The organism is Sphingomonas cannabina (assembly GCF_021391395.1).
In the GTDB taxonomy this organism is placed as follows: Bacteria; Pseudomonadota; Alphaproteobacteria; order Sphingomonadales; family Sphingomonadaceae; genus Sphingomonas; species Sphingomonas cannabina.
The window spans coordinates 92509-111586 of the sequence record NZ_CP090059.1 but is presented as its reverse complement, the minus strand read 5'-3'; the positions used below and the strand labels follow the sequence as shown (position 1 = coordinate 111586).

Annotated in this window: 17 protein-coding genes and 1 tRNA gene; 5 read left to right on the top strand and 13 right to left on the bottom strand. The window is 68.8% G+C overall.

Annotation, left to right across the window (positions count from 1 at the left end):
• Positions 1–152 precede the first annotated feature (152 nt).
• Together LZK98_RS00605 and LZK98_RS00600 are read right to left on the bottom strand one after the other, a co-directional pair.
• On the bottom strand, positions 153–950 hold the full coding sequence (locus tag LZK98_RS00605; RefSeq protein WP_233784465.1) for an undecaprenyl-diphosphate phosphatase: 798 nt from the start codon (positions 948–950) through the stop codon (positions 153–155).
• A 53-nt stretch (positions 951–1003) separates the two neighbouring features.
• Positions 1004–1936, bottom strand: coding sequence for a complex I NDUFA9 subunit family protein (locus LZK98_RS00600; protein WP_233784464.1), 933 nt, complete (start codon positions 1934–1936; stop codon positions 1004–1006).
• A 123-nt stretch (positions 1937–2059) separates the two neighbouring features.
• On the opposite strand from LZK98_RS00600, the gene LZK98_RS00595 reads away from it, so the two are divergent.
• Together LZK98_RS00595 and LZK98_RS00590 are read left to right on the top strand one after the other, a co-directional pair.
• A tRNA-Leu gene (locus LZK98_RS00595) sits at positions 2060–2146 on the top strand.
• Between the two features lie 167 nt (positions 2147–2313).
• On the top strand, positions 2314–3240 hold the full coding sequence (locus tag LZK98_RS00590; RefSeq protein ID WP_233784463.1) for a tyrosine-type recombinase/integrase: 927 nt from the start codon (positions 2314–2316) through the stop codon (positions 3238–3240).
• A gap of 32 nt (positions 3241–3272) precedes the next feature.
• Here LZK98_RS00590 and LZK98_RS00585 read toward each other — a convergent pair whose 3' ends face one another.
• Positions 3273–4784, bottom strand: a complete 1512-nt coding sequence (locus LZK98_RS00585; protein WP_233784462.1) for an FAD-dependent oxidoreductase — start codon at positions 4782–4784, stop codon at positions 3273–3275.
• Between the two features lie 88 nt (positions 4785–4872).
• On the opposite strand from LZK98_RS00585, the gene LZK98_RS00580 reads away from it, so the two are divergent.
• The gene (locus LZK98_RS00580; RefSeq protein ID WP_233784461.1) at positions 4873–5346 is read left to right on the top strand and encodes a MarR family winged helix-turn-helix transcriptional regulator; all 474 of its coding nucleotides are present in this window, start codon (positions 4873–4875) and stop codon (positions 5344–5346) included.
• A gap of 443 nt (positions 5347–5789) precedes the next feature.
• On the opposite strand, the gene LZK98_RS00575 is transcribed toward LZK98_RS00580, so the two are convergent.
• The 6 genes from LZK98_RS00575 to ptsP form a co-directional block, all read right to left on the bottom strand.
• Positions 5790–6158: a hypothetical protein gene (locus tag LZK98_RS00575; protein ID WP_233784460.1), complete on the bottom strand. Its 369-nt coding sequence runs from the start codon at positions 6156–6158 to the stop codon at positions 5790–5792.
• Positions 6159–6335: 177 nt separating this feature from the next.
• Complete coding sequence (ftsH, locus tag LZK98_RS00570; RefSeq protein WP_233784459.1) at positions 6336–8300, bottom strand: ATP-dependent zinc metalloprotease FtsH; 1965 nt, start codon at positions 8298–8300, stop codon at positions 6336–6338.
• A gap of 80 nt (positions 8301–8380) precedes the next feature.
• Positions 8381–9355 (bottom strand): tRNA lysidine(34) synthetase TilS, encoded by a 975-nt coding sequence (gene tilS / locus LZK98_RS00565; RefSeq protein ID WP_233784458.1) that lies wholly within the window; start codon positions 9353–9355, stop codon positions 8381–8383.
• 1 nt (position 9356) lies between these two features.
• On the bottom strand, positions 9357–10271 hold the full coding sequence (locus LZK98_RS00560) for a tetratricopeptide repeat protein (RefSeq protein ID WP_233784457.1): 915 nt from the start codon (positions 10269–10271) through the stop codon (positions 9357–9359).
• Between the two features lie 68 nt (positions 10272–10339).
• Positions 10340–11170: a helix-turn-helix domain-containing protein gene (locus LZK98_RS00555; protein WP_233784456.1), complete on the bottom strand. Its 831-nt coding sequence runs from the start codon at positions 11168–11170 to the stop codon at positions 10340–10342.
• Positions 11171–11406: 236 nt separating this feature from the next.
• Complete coding sequence (gene ptsP / locus LZK98_RS00550; protein WP_233784455.1) at positions 11407–13686, bottom strand: phosphoenolpyruvate--protein phosphotransferase; 2280 nt, start codon at positions 13684–13686, stop codon at positions 11407–11409.
• 175 nt (positions 13687–13861) lie between these two features.
• Here ptsP and LZK98_RS00545 point away from each other — a divergent pair, with 175 nt between their 5' ends.
• Positions 13862–14143: a hypothetical protein gene (locus LZK98_RS00545; RefSeq protein ID WP_233784454.1), complete on the top strand. Its 282-nt coding sequence runs from the start codon at positions 13862–13864 to the stop codon at positions 14141–14143.
• 115 nt (positions 14144–14258) lie between these two features.
• Here the strand turns inward: LZK98_RS00545 and LZK98_RS00540 are convergent, their stop codons facing one another.
• The 3 genes from LZK98_RS00540 to LZK98_RS00530 are packed head-to-tail and all read right to left on the bottom strand — an operon-like array spanning position 14259 to position 17175.
• The gene (locus LZK98_RS00540; protein WP_233784453.1) at positions 14259–14843 is read right to left on the bottom strand and encodes a YdeI/OmpD-associated family protein; all 585 of its coding nucleotides are present in this window, start codon (positions 14841–14843) and stop codon (positions 14259–14261) included.
• Between the two features lies 1 nt (position 14844).
• Positions 14845–15873 (bottom strand): NAD(P)H-dependent flavin oxidoreductase, encoded by a 1029-nt coding sequence (locus LZK98_RS00535; protein ID WP_233784452.1) that lies wholly within the window; start codon positions 15871–15873, stop codon positions 14845–14847.
• A gap of 45 nt (positions 15874–15918) precedes the next feature.
• Entirely contained in the window at positions 15919–17175 is a 1257-nt protein-coding gene (locus tag LZK98_RS00530) for an aspartate kinase (RefSeq protein ID WP_233784451.1), read from the bottom strand.
• Positions 17176–17226: 51 nt separating this feature from the next.
• Between LZK98_RS00530 and ubiG the strand changes: the two genes are divergently transcribed.
• Complete coding sequence (ubiG, locus tag LZK98_RS00525) at positions 17227–17964, top strand: bifunctional 2-polyprenyl-6-hydroxyphenol methylase/3-demethylubiquinol 3-O-methyltransferase UbiG (protein ID WP_233784450.1); 738 nt, start codon at positions 17227–17229, stop codon at positions 17962–17964.
• Here ubiG and LZK98_RS00520 read toward each other — a convergent pair whose 3' ends face one another.
• Positions 17965–19044 carry an alkene reductase gene (locus LZK98_RS00520; RefSeq protein WP_233784449.1) on the bottom strand — a complete coding sequence of 360 codons (1080 nt, stop codon included), beginning with the start codon at positions 19042–19044 and terminating at the stop codon, positions 17965–17967.
• Positions 19045–19078: the final 34 nt, after the last annotated feature.

The window sequence follows — 19078 nt, the reverse complement described above, 5'->3', positions numbered from 1 at the left end:
CGACCTTTCGCCGCCCGGTAACGCGAAAGGCCGCCAAGGGCATAGGTCAAATCGGCAGATATGGCATCAATCCTGCCCTATCTCCGTGGCCGAAATGGTCTTTTCGGTCGTCGAGACGAAATGACCTTTCAAAAATAGTTCCGATTATTGACCTATCTGAATTGCAACCACACCAGCGCCAGCGCGCCGGCGGCGATTCGGTACCAGGCGAAGGGCGCGAAGCCGTGGCGGGTGACGATGCCGACGAACCAGCGGATCACCAGCAGCGCGACGACGAACGATACGACAAAGCCGACCGCGATCTGGCTCCAGCCGGTGTCGCCGAGATGTTCGTGGTTCTTGTAGAGGTCATAGGCCGAGGCGGCGAGCATCGTCGGCACAGCCAGGAAGAAGCTGAACTCGGCCGCGGTGCGCCGCTCGACCCCCAGGCCCAGCGCGCCCATGATCGTCGCCCCCGAGCGGCTGACGCCGGGAATCATCGACAGGCACTGGATCACGCCGATGCCCAGCGCGGTGCGCCAGCTCATCCCCTCGACGCTGTGCACCTTGGCGTCGCGCACCAGCCGTTCGATCACCAGGATGGCGACGCCGCCGACGATCAGCGCGACCGCGACGATCGTCGGATTCTCGAGCATCGCCTTGACCGCCTTGTAGACGATCACCCCGATCACCGCCGAGGGCAGGAAGGCGAGAGCCAAGTTGCGGATGAAGATCAGCGCCCCGCGCTCGACGCGGAACAATCCCTGCGCGACGTCCCAGAACCGCCGCCAGTAGAGCACCACCACTGCCAGGATCGCGCCGAGCTGGATGACGATGTCGAAGGTGCCGGCGCTCTCGCCATGGAAGCCGAGCAGCGCACCCGCCAGGATCAGGTGCCCGGTCGAGGACACCGGCAGGAATTCGGTCACGCCCTCGACGATGCCGAGCAGGATCACGGTCAGAAGGTCCATCACGGCCTCACTTTCAGGCCGCGGACGGGCGGCACGCTAACAGGAACTCGGGTTCAGGCGGGCAGGCGCTTGGCGAAGCGTCCGTGGCGGCGGAAGCGTACCAGCCAGGCAGGCGCGACGCTGGCGAGCGGCGTGGGATCGATGCCGAAGGCGCCCAGCCCCTCGGCGCCGACGCTCACGACATTGTCGCGCTGGAGCATCCGCCACTGGTCCATGGTGATCGGCGCGCCCGGTAGGAAGCCGAACGCCGCGATCAGGCTGCCGAGCGAATCGGGCAGGTCGATCATCGGCGGCTCGCGCCCGATGGTGCGGCCGAGCCAGCGATAGAGCTCGGTCATGGTGAGCACGTCCGGCCCGCCGAGCTCATAGGTGCGGCCGGCATGGTCCTCGGGCGCGGCGAGCGCTTTCACCGCCGCGCTCGCGACGTCCTTGACGTAGACCGGCTGGAAGCGGGTCGCTCCGCGCAGCACCGGCAGCACGGGCGCGCCCGCGATCATCCCGGCGAAGCGGTTGGTGAACTGGTCTTCGCGCCCGAACACCAGCGACGGGCGCAGGATCGTCGCGCCCGGGAACGCGGCGAGCACTGCCTTCTCGCCCTCGCCCTTGGTGCGGCCGTAGGTCGAAGGCGACTCGGGATCGGCGCCGAGCGCGGAGACATGGACGAGCGCGCCGATGCCCTTGGCGGCCGCCGCCTCGGCGACGACGCGCGCGCCGCCGGCGTTGACCGCGGCCATGTCGGCGAAGCTGCCGACGAGATTGACGACGCCGTCCGCCCCCTCGATCGCGCGGGCGACGGTGGCGGGCCTGGTCACGTCCGCGGCGACGAACTGGGTCTGCCCGAGGCCGCCGAGCGGCTTCAGGAACCAGGCGTCGCGGGGGACGCGCTGCGCGACTCGCACGCGCGCGCCGGCGGCAAGCAGTGCCTGCGCCACATAGCGGCCGACGAATCCGCCGCCGCCGAACAGGGTGATGAGCTGGTCCTTCATTGCGCCTGTCGAGGATTCCTTGGGTAGTCGCCGGCTCCATGCCCCGAGCGCGCGCGATCGGCAAGGCCAACAGCCGGTTGACAACCGCAGATCCCATTCATTAGAGCGCGCCGCCTACCCCGTGCCCAGATGGCGGAATTGGTAGACGCACCGTCTTCAGGTGGCGGCGCTCGAAAGGGCGTGGAGGTTCGAGTCCTCTTCTGGGCACCACTTTCCCGTCCACGGACGTCCAAGAACGTCCCGTAAGTGGCTCGGAAACAAGCGCTTTTTCTGCTACTTTGTCCGGCGAGGTTCGGGTGGGTTTGCCCACAGATACCCCGCTTTTGGGGTACTTTTCGGGGCCCATGATCCACCCGTTTTCGGATGGAGATACCCCCTTGGCGCTCACCGTTCTCGCCATCAAGAATGCCCGGCCTCGAGCAAAGGCGTACAAGCTCTTCGATGAGCATTCGCTCTTCCTTCTCGTCACTCCGACCGGTTCGAAATACTGGCGACTCAAGTATCGCTATCTCGGCAAGGACAAGGTGCTGTCGCTCGGCGTCTGGCCCGAAGTCAGCCTACCGGAGGCACGGGAGGCGCGTGATGCCGCCCGCAAGCTGGTCGCGGACGGCATCGATCCAGCTGCGGAAAAGAAGCTCAAGCGGATGCGGGCGCAGTTCGACGCCGGCAACAGCTTCAAATCCGTCGCGGAGGAATGGGTCACGAAGATCACCCGCGAAGGCCGCGCCGGGATCACGCTCGAAAAGGTGCAGTGGCTGCTCGGGATGGCGTATTCCGATATCGGCTCGCGCCCGATCAACCAGATCGAGGCGCTGGAAGTCCTGGCCGTGCTGCGCAAGCTCGAGGCGACGGGGCGCTATGAAAGCGCCAGGCGCATGCGCAGCGTTATCAGCCGCGTCCTCCGCTACGGCATCGCGACTGGCCGGGTGCAGCGGGACGTGGCCGCCGACCTAAGGGGCGCGATCGTTGTCCCGAAGACCCGCCACTACGCGGCCATCACCAACCCCAGGGACGTGGGTGAGCTGCTGCGCGATAGAGGCGTTCTCCGGGTACGGCATCACCCAGTACGCGCTACGGATGTCGCCGCATGTGTTCGTCCGGCCGGGCGAGCTGCGTCAGGCCGAATGGAGCGAGTTCGATTTAGAGCGCGCGAGCGGCCGAACGTTAGCCGCCATGTGGCCTGCGACGCCCGCGAGGAAGAACTAGGAGAACCATTGGTGGATCACCACCATCAATCCGCGATCCAGCTCGAAGAACATCAGCAGACCTGTGCCCGCCATGGGGGAAGAACGCGCCGATCGTAAGTGGCGTCGCCCATCCTCTAAGCATCGGCAGCTTAGGCATCGGCGTGCGCTGGGACGGCGAGGCCCATCGCATCGAGATGGCGCTCCAGTTCGGCGAGATGCGCGGCATCGACGATCGCCCCGACATATCCGTCGGGCCGCACCAGCACCCAGTCGCCTGTCGCGACGCCATAGGCATTCTGGAAGTGCCGTTCCCGGTCGACCAGGGCCTCATCGGCGCCGATGCGGTGGATGTGCAGACCCTCGCGTGGAGCAATCCCGGTGCCACCGGGCTCATAACCGAGCAGCGTCCAATGCGGCCCGGCGAACAGCTCGAATAGGCGGCGATCCTGGCCGGCCGCTCCGGCCACGGGTGCGTCGGGTGCCCGTTCGCCGGCGAGCAGCATGCCCTCACGCGCCGGCACCTCGAGCGACAGCGGCGAATCCGGATAACCGATGTCGAGTTGATGCACCTCCCGCCCGCGCCGCATGTCGCCGCGCTTCGCCGCATCGAGCAGCCTCGTCGCGAGCCCCAACATCGCCCCGGCGACCGGCCGGCGTTCATCCTCATAGCTGTCCAGCACCGCGGGCGAAGCCCCGGCGAGGGTCGCAGCGATCTTCCAGCCGAGATTATAGGCGTCCTGAACGCTGGTGTTGAGGCCCTGTCCCCCCGTGGGCGGATGGATATGGGCGGCATCACCCGCGAGAAACACGCGTCCGACCCGATACCGGTCGGCGAGACGCGCGTTCATCGTATAGGCCGAGGCCCAGGAAACGCTCTCGATGCGAATCCCGCTTCGTCCGATCCGCGTGTCAACCATCGCCTGGAGGCCCGACGCGGTCAGGTCGGCGTCGCCTTCGAGCGGGATCGGGGCCTGGATCTGGAACATCGGCGTACCCGGCAGCGGGCAGAAGGAGATCTGGGTCTCCATGTCGCCTTCATTGAAGCGATGCCAGGCATCGCGCCCCAATCCGGTCAGCACCACGTCGGCGACCATCGCGCGGATGCCCAGCGTCTTGCCGGGGAAGTCCAGCTCGAGGCTCTTGCGCACGAAGCTGCGGCCGCCGTCGGTGCCGACCAGATAACGTGCGCGCACCGTCTGCTCCCCGCTGGGCATGAGCAGCCTGGCGGTCACGCCTTCGTCGTCCTGCACGAACGCGACGAGCTCGCATCCGAATTCCGGCCGGTGCCCCAGCTCGGCAAGCCGCTCGCGCATCACCCGTTCGGTGAGAAACTGCGGGACGAGCAGCGCGAGGTGGAAGGGTTCGGCGGGCGTCGGAGCAAAGGATTCCGCCACCAGCGAGTCCTGGAAGCTGCCGTCGCCGCGATATTCACGCAGCGGCGGGTAGAGCCCGCCTGTGGCGACAATGCGGTCGAGGATGCCGAGATCCTCGAAAATCTCCTGGCTACGCGGTTGAATACCCTTGCCGCGCGAGCCGGGGAACGGGGCCGGCAGCTTGTCGATCAGACGGAACCGTACGCCCCGGCGCGCAAGCTCGATGGCCAAGGTCAGGCCGGCGGCGCCGGCGCCGGTGATCAGCACGTCGATATTTGCCGCTTCCATGTTGGCCTCCATTGCGTGTAAGTTGCACATATCCATCGGGAGCCGGACAGTGTCAATAAAGAAAGTGCATCATACACATATTTCGGAGGTGCTCCCCCGACTGCACCGCTCGCTCCTCGACATCGTCGCGGTGATCAACGAGCCGGAGCGGGACGAGGAAATCCTGCGGCTGGCCGGGCTTACGCTCGAGCGTGCGCTTTTCCCGCTCATCGTGGGGATCGAGCGGCTGGGGCCGATCGGGGTCGTCGATCTCGCCGCGAAAGCCGGCCGCGACTATACGACCGTGAGCCGTCAGGTGGCACGACTCGAGGAGCTCGGCCTGGTCGAGCGCCGCCCTAGCGCGGCGGATCGTCGTGTGCGGGAGGCGGTGATCACCAAACGCGGCAAGGCGGCGACCGATGCCCTGGATGCCGCGCGCGAGCGGCTGGCGATCGAGATGTTCCGCGACTGGAGCCGGCAGGATTTCGACGATCTGGTGCGGCTGCTCCGGATGCTCGCCGACGGTATGAACCGCGACATCACTGCTGGACGCGACATCGCTCCGCCCGGTCGGGAGAGCTGATCGGCGGGCCGGCCGGAAAGGTCGTATGAGACCATTGAGAAACCACCGCGGTTCTTCCGGATGCCGCGGCCACGCGGGCGGCTCGCTTCAGGTCTCCGGCCGCGTCGACGAATAAGCGATCGAGGCGATACGCCACCACCGCCGCCCTTGACCAGCTGTCAGCATTCGCTGTCTCGCCTCACAATGCGCGGGCGGTCCGCGACGGCGCGATCCGGACGCTCGAGGGCCGCACGATAGCGAGAACCGGGCCTCTGCCTGTCGCATCGGCTGCGCAAGACGATGACCGACAAGGCCTGTGATGTCGTGATCGACACGATCTCGTTGACGGTTCGCTGTTCTACGGCGAGCATGTGATTGCGGCGAGAAGGACGGCGAAGTGCTGATCTCCGCAGCCTGTCAGCGTGCTGACGTGCCTGCAACGAGTGGAAAATGGCTGCTCCACGTCAGCGGATGAGATGCTCTGCCTGGAGGGCGTTCAGCATCATGATCACGACACCGGCCGCCACGATAGGGAACAGGATGATATAGGCGATGACATTGTTTCTGTAGAGGCTCGGAGCGTCATCCCGATATACCCGCTTTTCTGGAACGCCGGTCACGACGTAACCGTGCATCGCGGCGGTGTAGAGTTGCCTGGCCAAGTGCCAAATAGCCCACGGTCCCGGAACGAAAACTGCGAGCAGCCACAGAAGATTCGAGCGCCCCGCGATCGGGGGAACGGCCCATAACAACACCGGCGCCGCAACAGCGATAATGATTGCGAACATGCTGCGGCGAGTAAGCACGATGCTGAACTTGTCCTCCGCTGGCATCAGCGACAGGTGGCGATGAAATCGGCGACCGTCGTCGGCGGCTGCTGCGCCACCGCCGCCGGAACGACCGCCATCGCCAGCGCGAGCGCCAGCCCGGCAAGTCTCATGAAAAACCCTCCCGCACCTTTCGATGCGGGAGGGCTAGGAGCACAGAGTCAGCCGTCAATCGGCCCGCGATCAAGCGCCCTGCGGGGCCGGATTGCCGAACGGTCCCTTGGGTCGGCGCGTCTTGGGCACGGAGGTGCCGCTGACCGGCACCGGCGCCGCCGCCGCACCGGAATCGCCGCGGTCGATCGTTTCGCCGGCAAGCAGCCGCTTGATCTCGTCGCCGGACAGCGTCTCGAACTCGAGCAGCGCCTGCGCCAGCGTGTGGAGCTGGTCGCTGTGCTTGGTGAGCAGCTCCTTGGCGCGGGTGAGGCCGGACTCGACGATCCGCTTGATCTCGGCGTCGATCTTGAGCGCGGTCTCGTTCGACATCTGGCGCGAGCGGTTGACCGAATAGCCGAGGAACACCTCCTCGTCGGCCTCGGCGTACTGGAGCGGCCCCAATTCGTCGGACATGCCCCAGCGCGTCACCATGTCGCGGGCGAGGCCGGTCGCGTACTGGATGTCGCTCGACGCGCCCGAGGAGACCTTGTCGTAGCCGAAGATGATCTCCTCGGCGACGCGGCCGCCCATCGACACCGCCAGGTTCGCGTACATCTTGTCGCGATGATAGCTGTAGCTGTCCCGCTCCGGCAGACGCATCACCATGCCCAGCGCGCGCCCGCGCGGGATGATCGTCGCCTTGTGGATCGGGTCCGAGGCCGGCTCGTGCAGCGCGACGATGGCGTGGCCGGCCTCGTGATAGGCGGTCATGCGCTTCTCGTCGTCGGTCATGACCATCGAGCGGCGCTCGCTGCCCATCATGACCTTGTCCTTGGCCTCCTCGAACTCCTGCATCGCCACCAGCCGCTTGCCCTTGCGCGCGGCCATCAGCGCGGCCTCGTTGACGAGGTTGGCGAGGTCGGCGCCCGAGAAGCCCGGCGTGCCGCGGGCGATCGTGCGCGCGTCGACGTCGGGCGCCAGCGGCACCTTCTTCATATGGACCTGCAGGATCTTGACCCGGCCCTCGATGTCCGGGCGCGGCACCACCACCTGGCGGTCGAAGCGGCCGGGGCGCAGCAGCGCCGGGTCGAGCACGTCCGGCCGGTTGGTCGCGGCGATGATGATGATGCCCTCGTTCGCCTCGAAACCGTCCATCTCGACCAGCAGCTGGTTGAGCGTCTGCTCGCGCTCGTCGTTGCCGTTGCCGAGGCCGGCGCCGCGATGGCGGCCGACCGCGTCGATCTCGTCGATGAAGACGATGCACGGCGCCGACTTCTTGGCCTGCTCGAACATGTCCCTGACACGGGAGGCGCCGACGCCGACGAACATCTCGACGAAGTCCGAGCCGGAGATGGTGAAGAACGGTACGCCCGCCTCACCCGCGATCGCGCGGGCGAGCAAGGTCTTGCCGGTGCCGGGCGAGCCCACCAGCAGCGCGCCTTTCGGGATCTTGCCGCCCAGGCGGGCGAACTTGGTCGGGTCCTTCAGGAACTCGACGATCTCCTGCAGCTCCTCGCGCGCCTCGTCGATGCCGGCGACGTCGTCGAAGGTCACGCGGCCTTCCTTCTGCGTCAGCATCCGCGCGCGCGACTTGCCGAAGCCCATCGCGCCCGATCCCGAGCTCTTCTGCATCTGCCTAAGCACGAAGAAGGCGATGCCGAGGAACAACAGGAACGGCAGCGATTGGTAGATCAGCAGCAGCCAGATATTGGTGCCCTCGTCCGGACGCGCGTTGATCTGGACGCTCTTCTTGCGCAGATTCTGGATCAGCGTCGGGTCCTGGATCGGATAGGTGCGGAACTTCTCGCCCGAGGAGAGCGTGCCGGTGATGACGTCGCGCGATATGTTGACGTCCTTGACCGTGCCTTCGTCGACCTTGTCGAGGAAAGTCGAATAGGGGATCGAACTCCCCGCGGTCGCGGTCGAACGGCCGTCGATCAGCGTGACGAACAGCGCCAGGCCGAGCAGGATTGCCACCCAGATCAGCAGGCTCTTCATCCAGGGGTTGCCGCCGCCGTTGTCCTGGCCGCCGGGCTGCTTGTCGTTGTCGTTCATCGCGTGGGAATCACCTTTCCGCCCGATAAGATAGGACTTGCCGGGTTAATGGCAATGGAACGGACGAGGGATCGGGTCGATCAGTGCGGACGCCGCGGCGGGGCTGCGGCGAAACGCCAACGCCCGCGGGAGGAGCGGATCGCCACTCCGGCCTGCGTCGCGCCGCGGCCGCCGTCGAGCGCGTCGAGCAGCGGCTCGACATTGGTGGCGTCGGACCAGGCGGGGGCGGTGATGCCCGCCGTGCGACGGATCTCGGCGATTCCGCGGCGCACCGCCCGGCGGCGAAGCTCGCGCGGCAGGCCGGCCGGGTCGAAGGTCAGAGCGGCCCCGTCGATCCGCGCCCGCTCCGCCCAGAGCTGGTCGAGCCAGGCGGCGAGCGCCTGTTCCGCCTCGGCGAGGTGCGCGGCGCTGCGAGCGAGCCCGGCGGCGTCGAACCAGCGGTTCTCCTCCAGCAGGCGCCGCACGCGCGTGCGGTCGAACGCGTCGTCGCGGTTGCTGGGGTCGTCGACGAACGGCAGGCCACCCGCCTCCACGATCGCGCGCAGCTCGGCCCGGCTCCAGTCGAGCAGCGGACGGATCAGCGGCACCACACCCAGATCGCGCCGCACCCGGACCGCAGCGAGCCCGGCCACGCCCGACCCTCGCGCCGCGCGCATCAGGAGGGTCTCGGCTTGATCGTCGCGATGATGCGCGGTGAGCAGCGCCGCGGCGCCTTGCTCCTCCGCCCAGCCACTGAGCAGCGCATAGCGCGCCTCGCGCGCCCGCGCCTGGATGCTGGCGCCGGCGATCGGCTCGGCCGGAACGAGCGTGGCGTGGGGAATGCCACGCCCACTGCACCAGGCGGCGACCATCGCCGCTTCCTCGGCGGAGGCGGCACGGAGGCGGTGATCGACGGTGGCGGCGACTACGCGCCCGGGAAAGGCGGCATGCGCCAGCGCCAGCATCGCCATGCTGTCAGGCCCGCCGGAGACGGCAAGTGCCAGCCGCTCGCCTTCATCCAGCCCGCGCCCGAGCGCCGCCGCGACGTCGACGGCGAAACGCTCGGGGCCGGTCACGTCACTGGCACTTGGCAGCCGCGCGACCCTTGGCGATGTCGGCGGCCATGGCGGTCGTGATCTTGCCGGCATAAACCGAGCTCAGCTCGCTGTAGACCTTGCATGCATCCGCCGGCTTCTTGAGCTGGACCAGCGCCTGCGCCAGGTAGAACAGGCTGTCCGGCGCCCGCTCGCCGTCCGGGAACTTCTTGTAGCTGTCGTAGAAGGCGAGCGTCGCAAGGTTGGGCTTGCCCTCGTCCAGATAGGCGCGGCCGAGCAGGTTCTGGGCATAGCTCGCGCGGCGGTGCTTGGGGAACTTGTCGGCGACCGTCTTCAGCGCCGCCTCCGCCTCGGGATAGAGCTTCGCCTGCCACAGGCGATAGCCGTAGACATAGCCGTCCTCGGCCTCATCGCCGGTCTTGGGACGCTCGATCCCGGCCGCGGCGGCGCGTGCCGGATCGGCGCCCGCGGACGCCGCCGGGCGGGTCGGCGTGACCGGCGGCGGCGCAGCCTCGGCCGGCCCGCCCACCGCGGGGGCATCGCCTGCCGGGACGCCGCCGCCCTCCAGCGCCTTCAGCCGTGCGTCGGTCGCGGTTTTATAGGCGTTGAACGCCTCCTCAAGCTGGCGGACCCGGTAGTTGGCCTGCTCGACCTGCCCGGTGACGTTGCGCACGCCCGCTTCCAGCGCACTCACCCGCGCGGTCAGGTCGACGAGCCCGCCGCCCGCCGGCGTGCCCGGTTCGGCGATCGGGGCCTGCGGCGCGGTGATCTGCGGCTCGACCGTCATCCCGGCGCCGCCCGGGAACACCTTGCGCTGCACCGCGCGCATCTCGCTCTCGAGCTTGCCCACCCGTCCCTCGAGCCCGCTCTGCGCCTGCGCCGGAGCGGCGAACCCGAGCGTTGCGGCAACCAGCGCTGCGGCCAAAACGATACGCATCCTCATCAATCCCCGGTGTCTCGAACCCAGGGCGCCCCTATCGCAGCTTTGGCGTCATGCCGCCAGTATCAGGGTGCGGCGGTCGTGTTCGACCCACCGGCCTCAGCCGGCGCCGCGCCGCGCGCGAGCAAGGCGGCGGCGCTGATCGGCACGTCCTTGATCGCGACCTTGCCGTTGCCGAGCGGCGCCACCTTCGAGCCGTTGACGGTGACGTCGAGCTTGTCCGGCCGGCCGATGTTGATCATCGGCCCGTTGGCATCCATCGGCACGTCGTAGCGCTCGCCGGGCGCCAGCGTCTTTATCAGCAGCGTATTGTTCGCCGCGTCATAGATGCGCACCCACACCTCGTCGGTCGCGGTGAGCGTGACCTGGCCGCCGGCCGGCGTCGGCGCGGGCGTCGGCACCGCCACGGTCGCCGTGTCGGCCGGCGCCGCCTGAGGCTCCGCAGTCGCCTCGGCCGCGGTGGGCGCACTGTCGCCGCGGAAGATGCCGGTGCCGTACCACAGGCCGATGCCGGCCAGGATCAGCAGCGCGAGCAGCGCCCCGCCCCACACCAGCCCGCTCGGCGGCGTGCGCGAGGGTTCGTCGGCCTCGTAGATCGGCGTCGCCGGCTCGCGGCTCGGCAGCATCGACAGCTCACCCCGCACCTGCGTGCCGAGCGTCACCTCGTCGACGCCGACCGCGCGGGCATAGGCCTTGGCGAAGCCGATCGCATAGGTGGTCGACGGCAGGCTCGCATAGTTGCTCGCCTCGATCGCCTCGAGATGGCGCTGAGGGATGCGCGTGCGGGCGGCGACGTCGGCGATCTCCAGCCCCTGCGCGATCCGCGCGTCGCGCAGGACCTCGCCCGACTGTTTCGGGAACAAATTCGCGTCGCCTTGCGCCTCGCCTTCGACCATCGCCGTCTCCGTGGGGGCCACGCCACGAACTGCGGCGCGCGGGTGTGTCCCATGGCCCCGAAGCGCTTGTCAATGGCGGAAAAGCGCGATTCGGTGCCGAACCCGAACTCCGGAGTCGGCTCTGATGAAGTCAAATCGTGCTCCTGTGAAAGCAGGAGCGCAGGCCGCAAGCGGGTCGGCAGTGATCCTGGGCTCCTGCTTTCGCAGGAGCACTGACACGCTTCGATCTAAGAAGACTAGTCGAGCACGACCCCGTGCGCCCGCGCCCATTCTTCCAGCACACCCCTCAGGTCGCGCGACGGCGGCGCGGCGAGCCACTCCTGCATCTGCGCCATGATCGCAGCGCGGTCGAGGCTGCGCACCATCGCCTTGATCGGCCCCACCGCCGCCGGGGTGATCGAGATGCGATCGATGCCGAGCCCGATCAGCGCCATCGCCTCAAGCGGCCGCCCGCCCATCTCGCCGCAGACGGCAAGCGGCTTGCCCAGCGCCTGCGCCGGCGCCGCGACGCGGGCGAGGAAGCGCAGGATCGAAGGGCTCAGCCAGTCGTAGCGCAGCGCCAGCTTGGGATGCGCGCGGTCGGCCGCGAACAGGAACTGGGTGAGGTCGTTGGTCCCGACCGACAGGAAGTCGAGCCGCGGCAGCAGCTGGTCGAGCACCTCGGCCAGCGCCGGCACCTCCAGCATCGCGCCGTAGCGGATCTCGTGCGGCATCTTGCGGTTGCGGCCGGCCAGCCATTCGCGCTGTGCCTCGAACAGCGCCTTGGCCTCGTCGAACTCCCAGGGTTCGCTCACCATCGGGAACATGACGTTGAGCTGCCGCCCGGCCGCCGCCTCGATCAGCGCGCGCGCCTGCGCCTTCATCAGCCCCTCGCGCTCCAGTGCCAGGCGCAGCGCGCGCCAGCCCATCGCCGGGTTCTCCTCCTCGCCCATCTCGTCGTGGTTGAGGTAGGGCAGCGCCTTGTCCCCGCCGATGTCGACGGTGCGGAAGGTGACCGGCTTGTCCGCCGCGGCGTCGAGCACGTCGCGATACAGCCGCTGCTGGCGCTCGCGCTGCGGCAGCGTCGCCGAGACGAGGAACTGGAACTCGGTGCGGAACAGCCCGATGCCGTCGGCCCCGCTCAGGTCCAGCGCGGCGACGTCGTCGCGCAGGCCCGCGTTCATCATCACCGTGACCCTGTGCCCGTCCTTGGTGACCGGCGGCTGGTCGCGGAGCGCGGCGAAGGCGGCACGGCGCTTCTGCCCCAGCGCCAGCTTGGCCTCGAACGCCTCCTCCATCGCCGTCGAGGGACGGACGATCAGGCTCTCGGCAGTGACGTCGAGCAGCAGCTTGTCGCCTTCCGCCACCAGCCGGCGGAGGTCGCGTGCGCGGCCGAGCACCGGCACGCCCATCGCCCGCGCGACGATGGTGACGTGCGCGGTGAGGCTGCCCTCCTCCAGCACCACGCCCTTGAGCCGCCGCCGGTCGTATTCGAGCAGCTCGGCCGGCCCCAGGTTGCGCGCCAGCAGGATCGAATCCTCCCGGAGGCCCATCTGCGCCGCGGTGCCGAGCCGGCCCGAGACGATACGCAGCAGCCGGTTGGAGAGATCCTCCAGGTCGTGCATGCGGTCGCGGAGCAGCGGATCGTCGATCTCGCGCATCCGCATCCGCGTGCGCTGCTGCACGCGCTCGATCGCCGCCTCGGCGGTCAGGCCGCTGTCGATCGCCTCGTTGATGCGGCGCGACCAGCCCTCGTCATAGGCGAACATCTTGTAGGTCTCGAGCACCTCGTCATGCTCGCCGCCGACGCCGAACTCGGCCTGCGCCGCCATGCGCTCGATCTGGTCGCGCATCTTGTCGAAGGCGGAATAGACGCGGCGCCGCTCCTCCTCGATGTCCTCGGCGACGGTATGCTCGATGACGATGCGCGGCTGGTGGAACACCGCGACGCCCGCGCCCATGCCGTCGACCAGCTTGAAGCCGCTGATCCGCGCGGTCGCGGTCGACTGCGGCCGGGTGGTGCCGCCGCCGGTCATGTCGATCAGGCCGGCGTTGGCGATCAGCTCGCTCAGCACCATCGCCACCGTCTGCAGCGCCTCGATCTCGACGTCGTCGTAGCGCCTGGGCTCGACATGCTGGACCGCGAGCACGCCCACCGCACGCTCGCGGCGGATGATCGGCACGCCGGCGAAACTGTGGAAGCGTTCCTCGCCCGTCTCCGGCCGATAGGCGAAGTCGGGATGGCTGGCGGCCTCGTCGAGGTTGAGCGTCTCGACATTGCCGGCGATCGTCCCGACCAGGCCTTCGCCGGGCGCCAGCTTGGTGACGTGCACCGCCGCCGCATCGAGCCCGCGCGTCGCGAACAGCTCGAGCACGCCTTCGCGCAGCAGGTAGATCGAGCAGACCTCGCTCTCCAACGCCTCGCCGATGATGTCGACCACCGCGTTGAGCTTCGCCTGCGCGCTGGTCCGCGCCGCCATCACGTCGTGAAGGCGGACCAGGATCTCGCGGGCGGAGGCGGCGGCGGTGAGGGCCATGGCCTATCAGATAGACGGGGCCGGTGCCAACGCAAGCGATAGCTGCAACGGTTGCCTGCCGCCCGCTCGTCGCAAATCGATTGCTTTGCGGCAGCTTGCGGGCAAATAGCGGTAGCGAGGGCACTGAGGGGGCCGCATGATCATGAAGTTCGGTTCGTTTGCCTGCGCGCTGGCCATGAGTGCGACGCTCCTGCCGGCGGCGGCGCATGCCGACGACCCCCGCGATCCGGCCATGCGCAGCGCCGCGGCGCGCGCACGCGATAGCGCGACCATCAGGCGGATGAACCAGGATCAGCTCGACTATGTCCGCCGGCGCGACGGCAGGAATTGGCAGAACTATCGCGACGCGCGCGACACCTATGCCGACGCCCATGCGGAATACAGGCGCAAGATGGCGGCCTGGCGCCGCGCCGTCGCCGCCTGCAACGCCGGCCGCTGGGAATATTGCGACGATTGAGCCGGCGAGCGGGTGCGGCCGGGCCTGAACGGCTCGCTCGATATCTGGCGCGAATCTGGGCCAGGTCGCGTCGGGTGACGCCGATAAGCCCGACCATCGCGCTGTAAGGCTGGCTCTATTTCCCGTGGATCGTCTGGCCCGCCGCGCACATCGCCACGAACTTGGCGATCCGCGCCGCGCGCGTTTCAGGCTTCTTTGCGTCGTGAATGCGATGAAGGATCGCGTAGCGATTGGCGCCGGTCAGCGTATCGAAGAAGCTGCGCGCGGCCGGTTCGGCGTCCAGGGCGGCGGCGAGATCGTCGGGCACTTCGGCGGCCGAGGCCGACGCATAGGCGGCATCCCAGCGACCATCAGCCTTCGCGCGATCGATTTCGGCCTGCCCGGCGGCCGCCATCCGTCCATCGGCGATCAGCTCGATCGCCCGCGCCCGGTTGTTCGCCGACCATTTGCTGCGTGGTTTGCGCGGGGTGAAGCGGGTGAGGAACCAGGCGTCGTCATAGGGGGCGAGCTGACCGTCGATCCAGCCGTGTATCAGCGCGGCGTCGATCGCCTGCGCCTTGGTGACCGAGGATTCCGGATTGCCGGCCTTCGCGAACTTCAGCCACACCCCCGGCGAGGTCCGCGGCTGCACGGCGAGCCATTCCTCCCAATCGGCGACATTGGCGAAGGCGCGGATCGGAAGGCCATTCCGCTGCTCCATGTCACCCCGCCCGCTTCTCCAGCGCATGCGCGGCCTCGACCATCAGCGTGGCGACGATCTCGGCGACCGGCTCCTCCCTGGTCACCATGCCGACCGACTGGCCGGCCATCAGGCTGCCGTGCTCGACGTCGCCGTCGATCACCGCGCGGCGCAGCGCCCCGGCCCAGTAATGCTCGATCTGGAGCTGCGCCTCCGCCATCTCGATGCCGCCTTCGTCGAGCGCCTGCGCCACCTCGCGCTGCTTGGCGGTGAACAGCTCTGTGCCGGCGTTCTTGAGCGCACGCACCGGGATCACCGGCAGCCGCGGATCGACCTGGACGCTGGCGACCGCATCGCGGGCCGAGGCGCGGAGGAACGCCTTCTTGAAGTTGGGGTGCGCGATGCTCTCGGCCGCGCAGACGAAGCGGGTGCCGAGCTGCACGCCGGCGGCGCCCATGTCGAGATAGCCCGCGATCGCCTCGCCCCGGCCGATGCCGCCGGCGACGAACACGGGCACGTCGGCGGCGACCTCGGGCAGGATTTCCTGCGCGAGCACGCTGGTCGAGACCGGGCCGATATGACCGCCGGCCTCCATCCCCTCGATCACCAGCGCATCGACGCCCGAGCGGATCAGCTTCTTCGCCAGCGCCAGCGCCGGGGCAAAGCAGATCAGCTTGGCGCCGTTGCCCTTGATCGCGTCGAGACTCCCCGCCGGCGGCAGCCCGCCCGCGAGCACGACATGGCTCACCCGGTGCCTGGCGCAGACCTCGATCAGGTCGAACAGCTGCGGGTGCATGGTGATCAGATTGACGCCGAACGGTCGGCCGGTCAGCGCCTTGGTCCCGGCGATCTCGGCGTCGAGCAGCTCGGGGCTCATCGCCCCGCACGCGATCAGGCCGAAGCCGCCCGCATTGGAGATGGCGGCGACGAGGTTGCGCTCGGACACCCAGGACATGGCGCCGCACAGGATCGCGACGTCGGAGCCGAGGAACTGCGCGCCGCGCGCCATGCGCCGGGCGAGACGCTCGCGGCCGATCGAGGAATCAGTCATAAGGCACGGCGGTAGCTTCGCCGCCGCGGCGCGGCAAGCGGCTCGTCAGGCCGCCGCATCCTCCGGCGCGTCGAGGCCATAGGCAGTGTGCAGCACGCGCACCGCGAGCTCGGTATAATCCTCCTCGATCAACACGCTGACCTTGATCTCGCTGGTCGAGATTGCCTGGATGTTGATCCCGCGCTCGCCGAGCGTGGTGAACATCGTCGACGCGACGCCGGCATGGCTGCGCATCCCCACGCCGACGATCGAGATCTTGGCGACGCGGGTGTCATGGACCAGCTCGCCGAAGCCGATCTCGCCCTGCGCGCGGTTCAGCACGTCGATCGAGCGGGCGAGGTCGGCGGACGGCACGGTGAAGGTGACGTCGGTCGACCCCGCATTGTGCGCGATGTTCTGGATGATCATGTCGACGTTGATGCCGGCCTCGGCCAGCGGCGCGAAGATGCTGGCGACCGCGCCCGGCTTGTCGGGCACGCTGGTCAGCGTGATCTTCGCCTCGTTCTTGTCGTGGGCGATGCCCGTGATGAGCTGGCGTTCCATGTCTCCGATCTCCTCTTCCCCGACGATCATCGTGCCGGGCTCCGCCTCGCCGTCCTCGTCGACGAACGACGAGAGCACCTGGACGCGGACATTCTCCTTCATCGCGAGCCCGACCGAGCGCGTCTGCAGCACCTTGGCGCCGACGCTGGCGAGCTCGAGCATCTCCTCATAGGTCACCCGCTTGAGCTTGCGCGCCCTCGGCACGATGCGCGGGTCGGTGGTGTAGACGCCGTCGACGTCGGTGTAGATGTCGCAGCGGTCGGCCTTCATCGCCGCCGCCATCGCCACCGCCGACGTGTCGGAACCGCCGCGGCCGAGCGTGGTCACGCGCTCCCCCGCCGCCAATCCCTGGAAGCCTGGGATCACCGCGACCTCGCGGTTGGCGAGACTGGCGTTCAGCGCGGTCGTATCGATTTCGGCGATGCGCGCCGAGCCGTGACCGTCGGAGGTGCGGATCGGCAGCTGCCAGCCGAGCCAGCTGCGCGCTGGCACGCCGATCGCCTGCAGCGCGATCGCGAGCAGTCCGCTCGTCACCTGCTCGCCACTGGAAACCACCACGTCGTACTCGCGCGGATCGTAGAGCGACGACGCCTCGCGGCAGAAATTGACCAGCCGGTCGGTCTCCCCGGCCATCGCCGAGACGACGACCGCGACCTCGTTCCCCGCCTCCCACTCGCGCTTGACGCGCGCGGCGACGCTGCGGATTCGCTCGATGCCCGCCATCGAGGTGCCGCCGAACTTCATCACGATGCGGGCCATGGGTGTCGCTTATCCCTTGGGTGAGGTGGGGCGCCCTGATAGGGAGGCGGCATGGGTCACGCAACCGTAACAGCCGCAACTATCGATCCGGCCGAGGCCGCGCATTTCGGCAGGCTCGCCGCCGACTGGTGGGACCCCAAGGGCTCCTCGGCGATGCTCCACCGGCTGAACCCGCCGCGACTCGCCTACCTGCGCGAGCAGGTCGATGCGCATTGGGGCGGCGATCCGGCGAGCTTCACGCCGCTTGCGGGGAAGACCGCGCTCGACATGGGCTGCGGCGCCGGGCTGCTCGCCGAGCCGCTCGCCCGGCTCGGCGCGGCGGTGACCGGGGTCGATGCGGCACCGGAGAACATCGGCGCCGCCCGTGCGCATGCGGCGGCGGGCGGCCTCGCCATCGACTATCTCGCCGGCGGGATCGAAACCGTTGCCGGCCGGCGCTTCGACCTGGTGGTGAGCTTCGAGGTGATCGAGCACGTCACCGATCCGGCCGCCTTCGTCCGCGGGCTGGCGGAGGTGCTGACGCCGGGCGGCCTGATGCTGCTGTCGACGCCCAATCGCACCGCGCTGTCGCGCCTCGCGATGATCACCATCGGCGAGGGCACCGGCCAGATTCCCAGGGGCACGCACGACTGGGACAAGTTCCTGACGCCCGACGAACTGACCGCGCTGGTCGAGAATGCGGGGCTGGAGGTGATCGACACGCGCGGGCTCAGCCTGTCGCCGGGCCACGGCTTCGTGCTCAGCGACAGCCGCGCGCTCGATTATTTCATCACCGCCCGCCGCGCCTGATCAGGCAGCCCTGGTCTCGGGCAGCGCCGGATAGTCGGTATAGCCCTCGGGACCCGGCGTGTAGAAGGTCCTGGGGTCGGCCGGGTTGAGCGGCGCCCCTTGGCGCAGGCGCTCGGCCAGGTCCGGATTGGCGATGAACGGCCGGCCGAAGGCGATTGCATCGGCCAGGCCCGCATCGAGCGCGGCCTGCGCGGCCGCAAAATCATAGTCCTGGTTGAGCACTAGCGGCCCAGGGAAGACCTCGCGAATCTTGGGGCTGAGCGGAGGCACCTCGCTCTTGCCGAAGGTCCCCTCCGGCGTGAGCTCGCGCAGCTCGAGGAAGGCGATGCCGCGCTCGGCGAGCGCCCTCGCCGCCGGCACGAAAATCGCTTCGGGATCGCTGTCGTCGGCGCCCTGCGTCTCGCCGTTGGGCGACAGGCGCACGCCGGTGCGATCCGCGCCGGCCTCGGCGATCAGCCGGTCGACGACTTCGAGGAGCAGGCGGATGCGGTTCTCGGGCAGACCGCCGTAGTCATCCTCGCGATGATTGACGCCGTCACGCAGGAACTGGTCGATCAGATAGCCATTGGCAGCGTGCAGCGCGACGCCGTCGAACCCGGCGCGCAGCGCGTTGCGTGCCGCCGCGGAATAGTCGTCGAGCACGCGTCTGATGTCGTCATGCGTCGCCGGCCGCGGCTCGTCGTACGGGTTGGGCTTGCCCGGCGCATAGGGCGCCTGGATCGGCGAGGACGACAGCGATTGCTGGCCGGTGACGTCCGGCCGCGCGAGCCGGCCCATGTGCCAGAGCTGCGGCACGATCCGCCCGCCCGCCTCGTGCACCGCGTCGACGATCGGCTTCCACGCGTCGACCTGCTCGTCGGTCCACAGGCCCGGCGCGTTGGGCCAACCCAGCCCTTCGCGACTGATGCCGGTACCCTCGGTGATGATCAGGCCGGCACCGGCACGCTGGCGGTAATAGTCGATCATCAGCGGCGTCGGCACATGGCCCTCGGTCGAGCGGCCGCGGGTGAGCGGCGCCATCAGCACGCGGTTGGGTGCGCGGATCGCACCGAGGTCAATGGAATCGAACAAGCTGGGCATGACCGGATAAAACCTCCCTTGGGGGCGACGCGGC

Coding starts and splice junctions, on each gene's coding strand:
- LZK98_RS00520 (WP_233784449.1), bottom strand. CDS start 19,044: ATGCCCAGCTTGTTCGATTCCATTGACCTCGGTGCGATCCGCGCACCC.
- LZK98_RS00535 (WP_233784452.1), bottom strand. CDS start 15,873: ATGACTGATTCCTCGATCGGCCGCGAGCGTCTCGCCCGGCGCATGGCG.
- LZK98_RS00540 (WP_233784453.1), bottom strand. CDS start 14,843: ATGGAGCAGCGGAATGGCCTTCCGATCCGCGCCTTCGCCAATGTCGCC.
- LZK98_RS00600 (WP_233784464.1), bottom strand. CDS start 1,936: ATGAAGGACCAGCTCATCACCCTGTTCGGCGGCGGCGGATTCGTCGGC.
- LZK98_RS00585 (WP_233784462.1), bottom strand. CDS start 4,784: ATGGAAGCGGCAAATATCGACGTGCTGATCACCGGCGCCGGCGCCGCC.
- LZK98_RS00605 (WP_233784465.1), bottom strand. CDS start 950: ATGGACCTTCTGACCGTGATCCTGCTCGGCATCGTCGAGGGCGTGACC.
- LZK98_RS00575 (WP_233784460.1), bottom strand. CDS start 6,158: ATGCCAGCGGAGGACAAGTTCAGCATCGTGCTTACTCGCCGCAGCATG.
- LZK98_RS00560 (WP_233784457.1), bottom strand. CDS start 10,271: ATGCGTATCGTTTTGGCCGCAGCGCTGGTTGCCGCAACGCTCGGGTTC.
- LZK98_RS00530 (WP_233784451.1), bottom strand. CDS start 17,175: ATGGCCCGCATCGTGATGAAGTTCGGCGGCACCTCGATGGCGGGCATC.
- ftsH (WP_233784459.1), bottom strand. CDS start 8,300: ATGAACGACAACGACAAGCAGCCCGGCGGCCAGGACAACGGCGGCGGC.
- ubiG (WP_233784450.1), top strand. CDS start 17,227: ATGGGTCACGCAACCGTAACAGCCGCAACTATCGATCCGGCCGAGGCC.
- LZK98_RS00555 (WP_233784456.1), bottom strand. CDS start 11,170: ATGGTCGAAGGCGAGGCGCAAGGCGACGCGAATTTGTTCCCGAAACAG.
- ptsP (WP_233784455.1), bottom strand. CDS start 13,686: ATGGCCCTCACCGCCGCCGCCTCCGCCCGCGAGATCCTGGTCCGCCTT.
- LZK98_RS00545 (WP_233784454.1), top strand. CDS start 13,862: ATGAGTGCGACGCTCCTGCCGGCGGCGGCGCATGCCGACGACCCCCGC.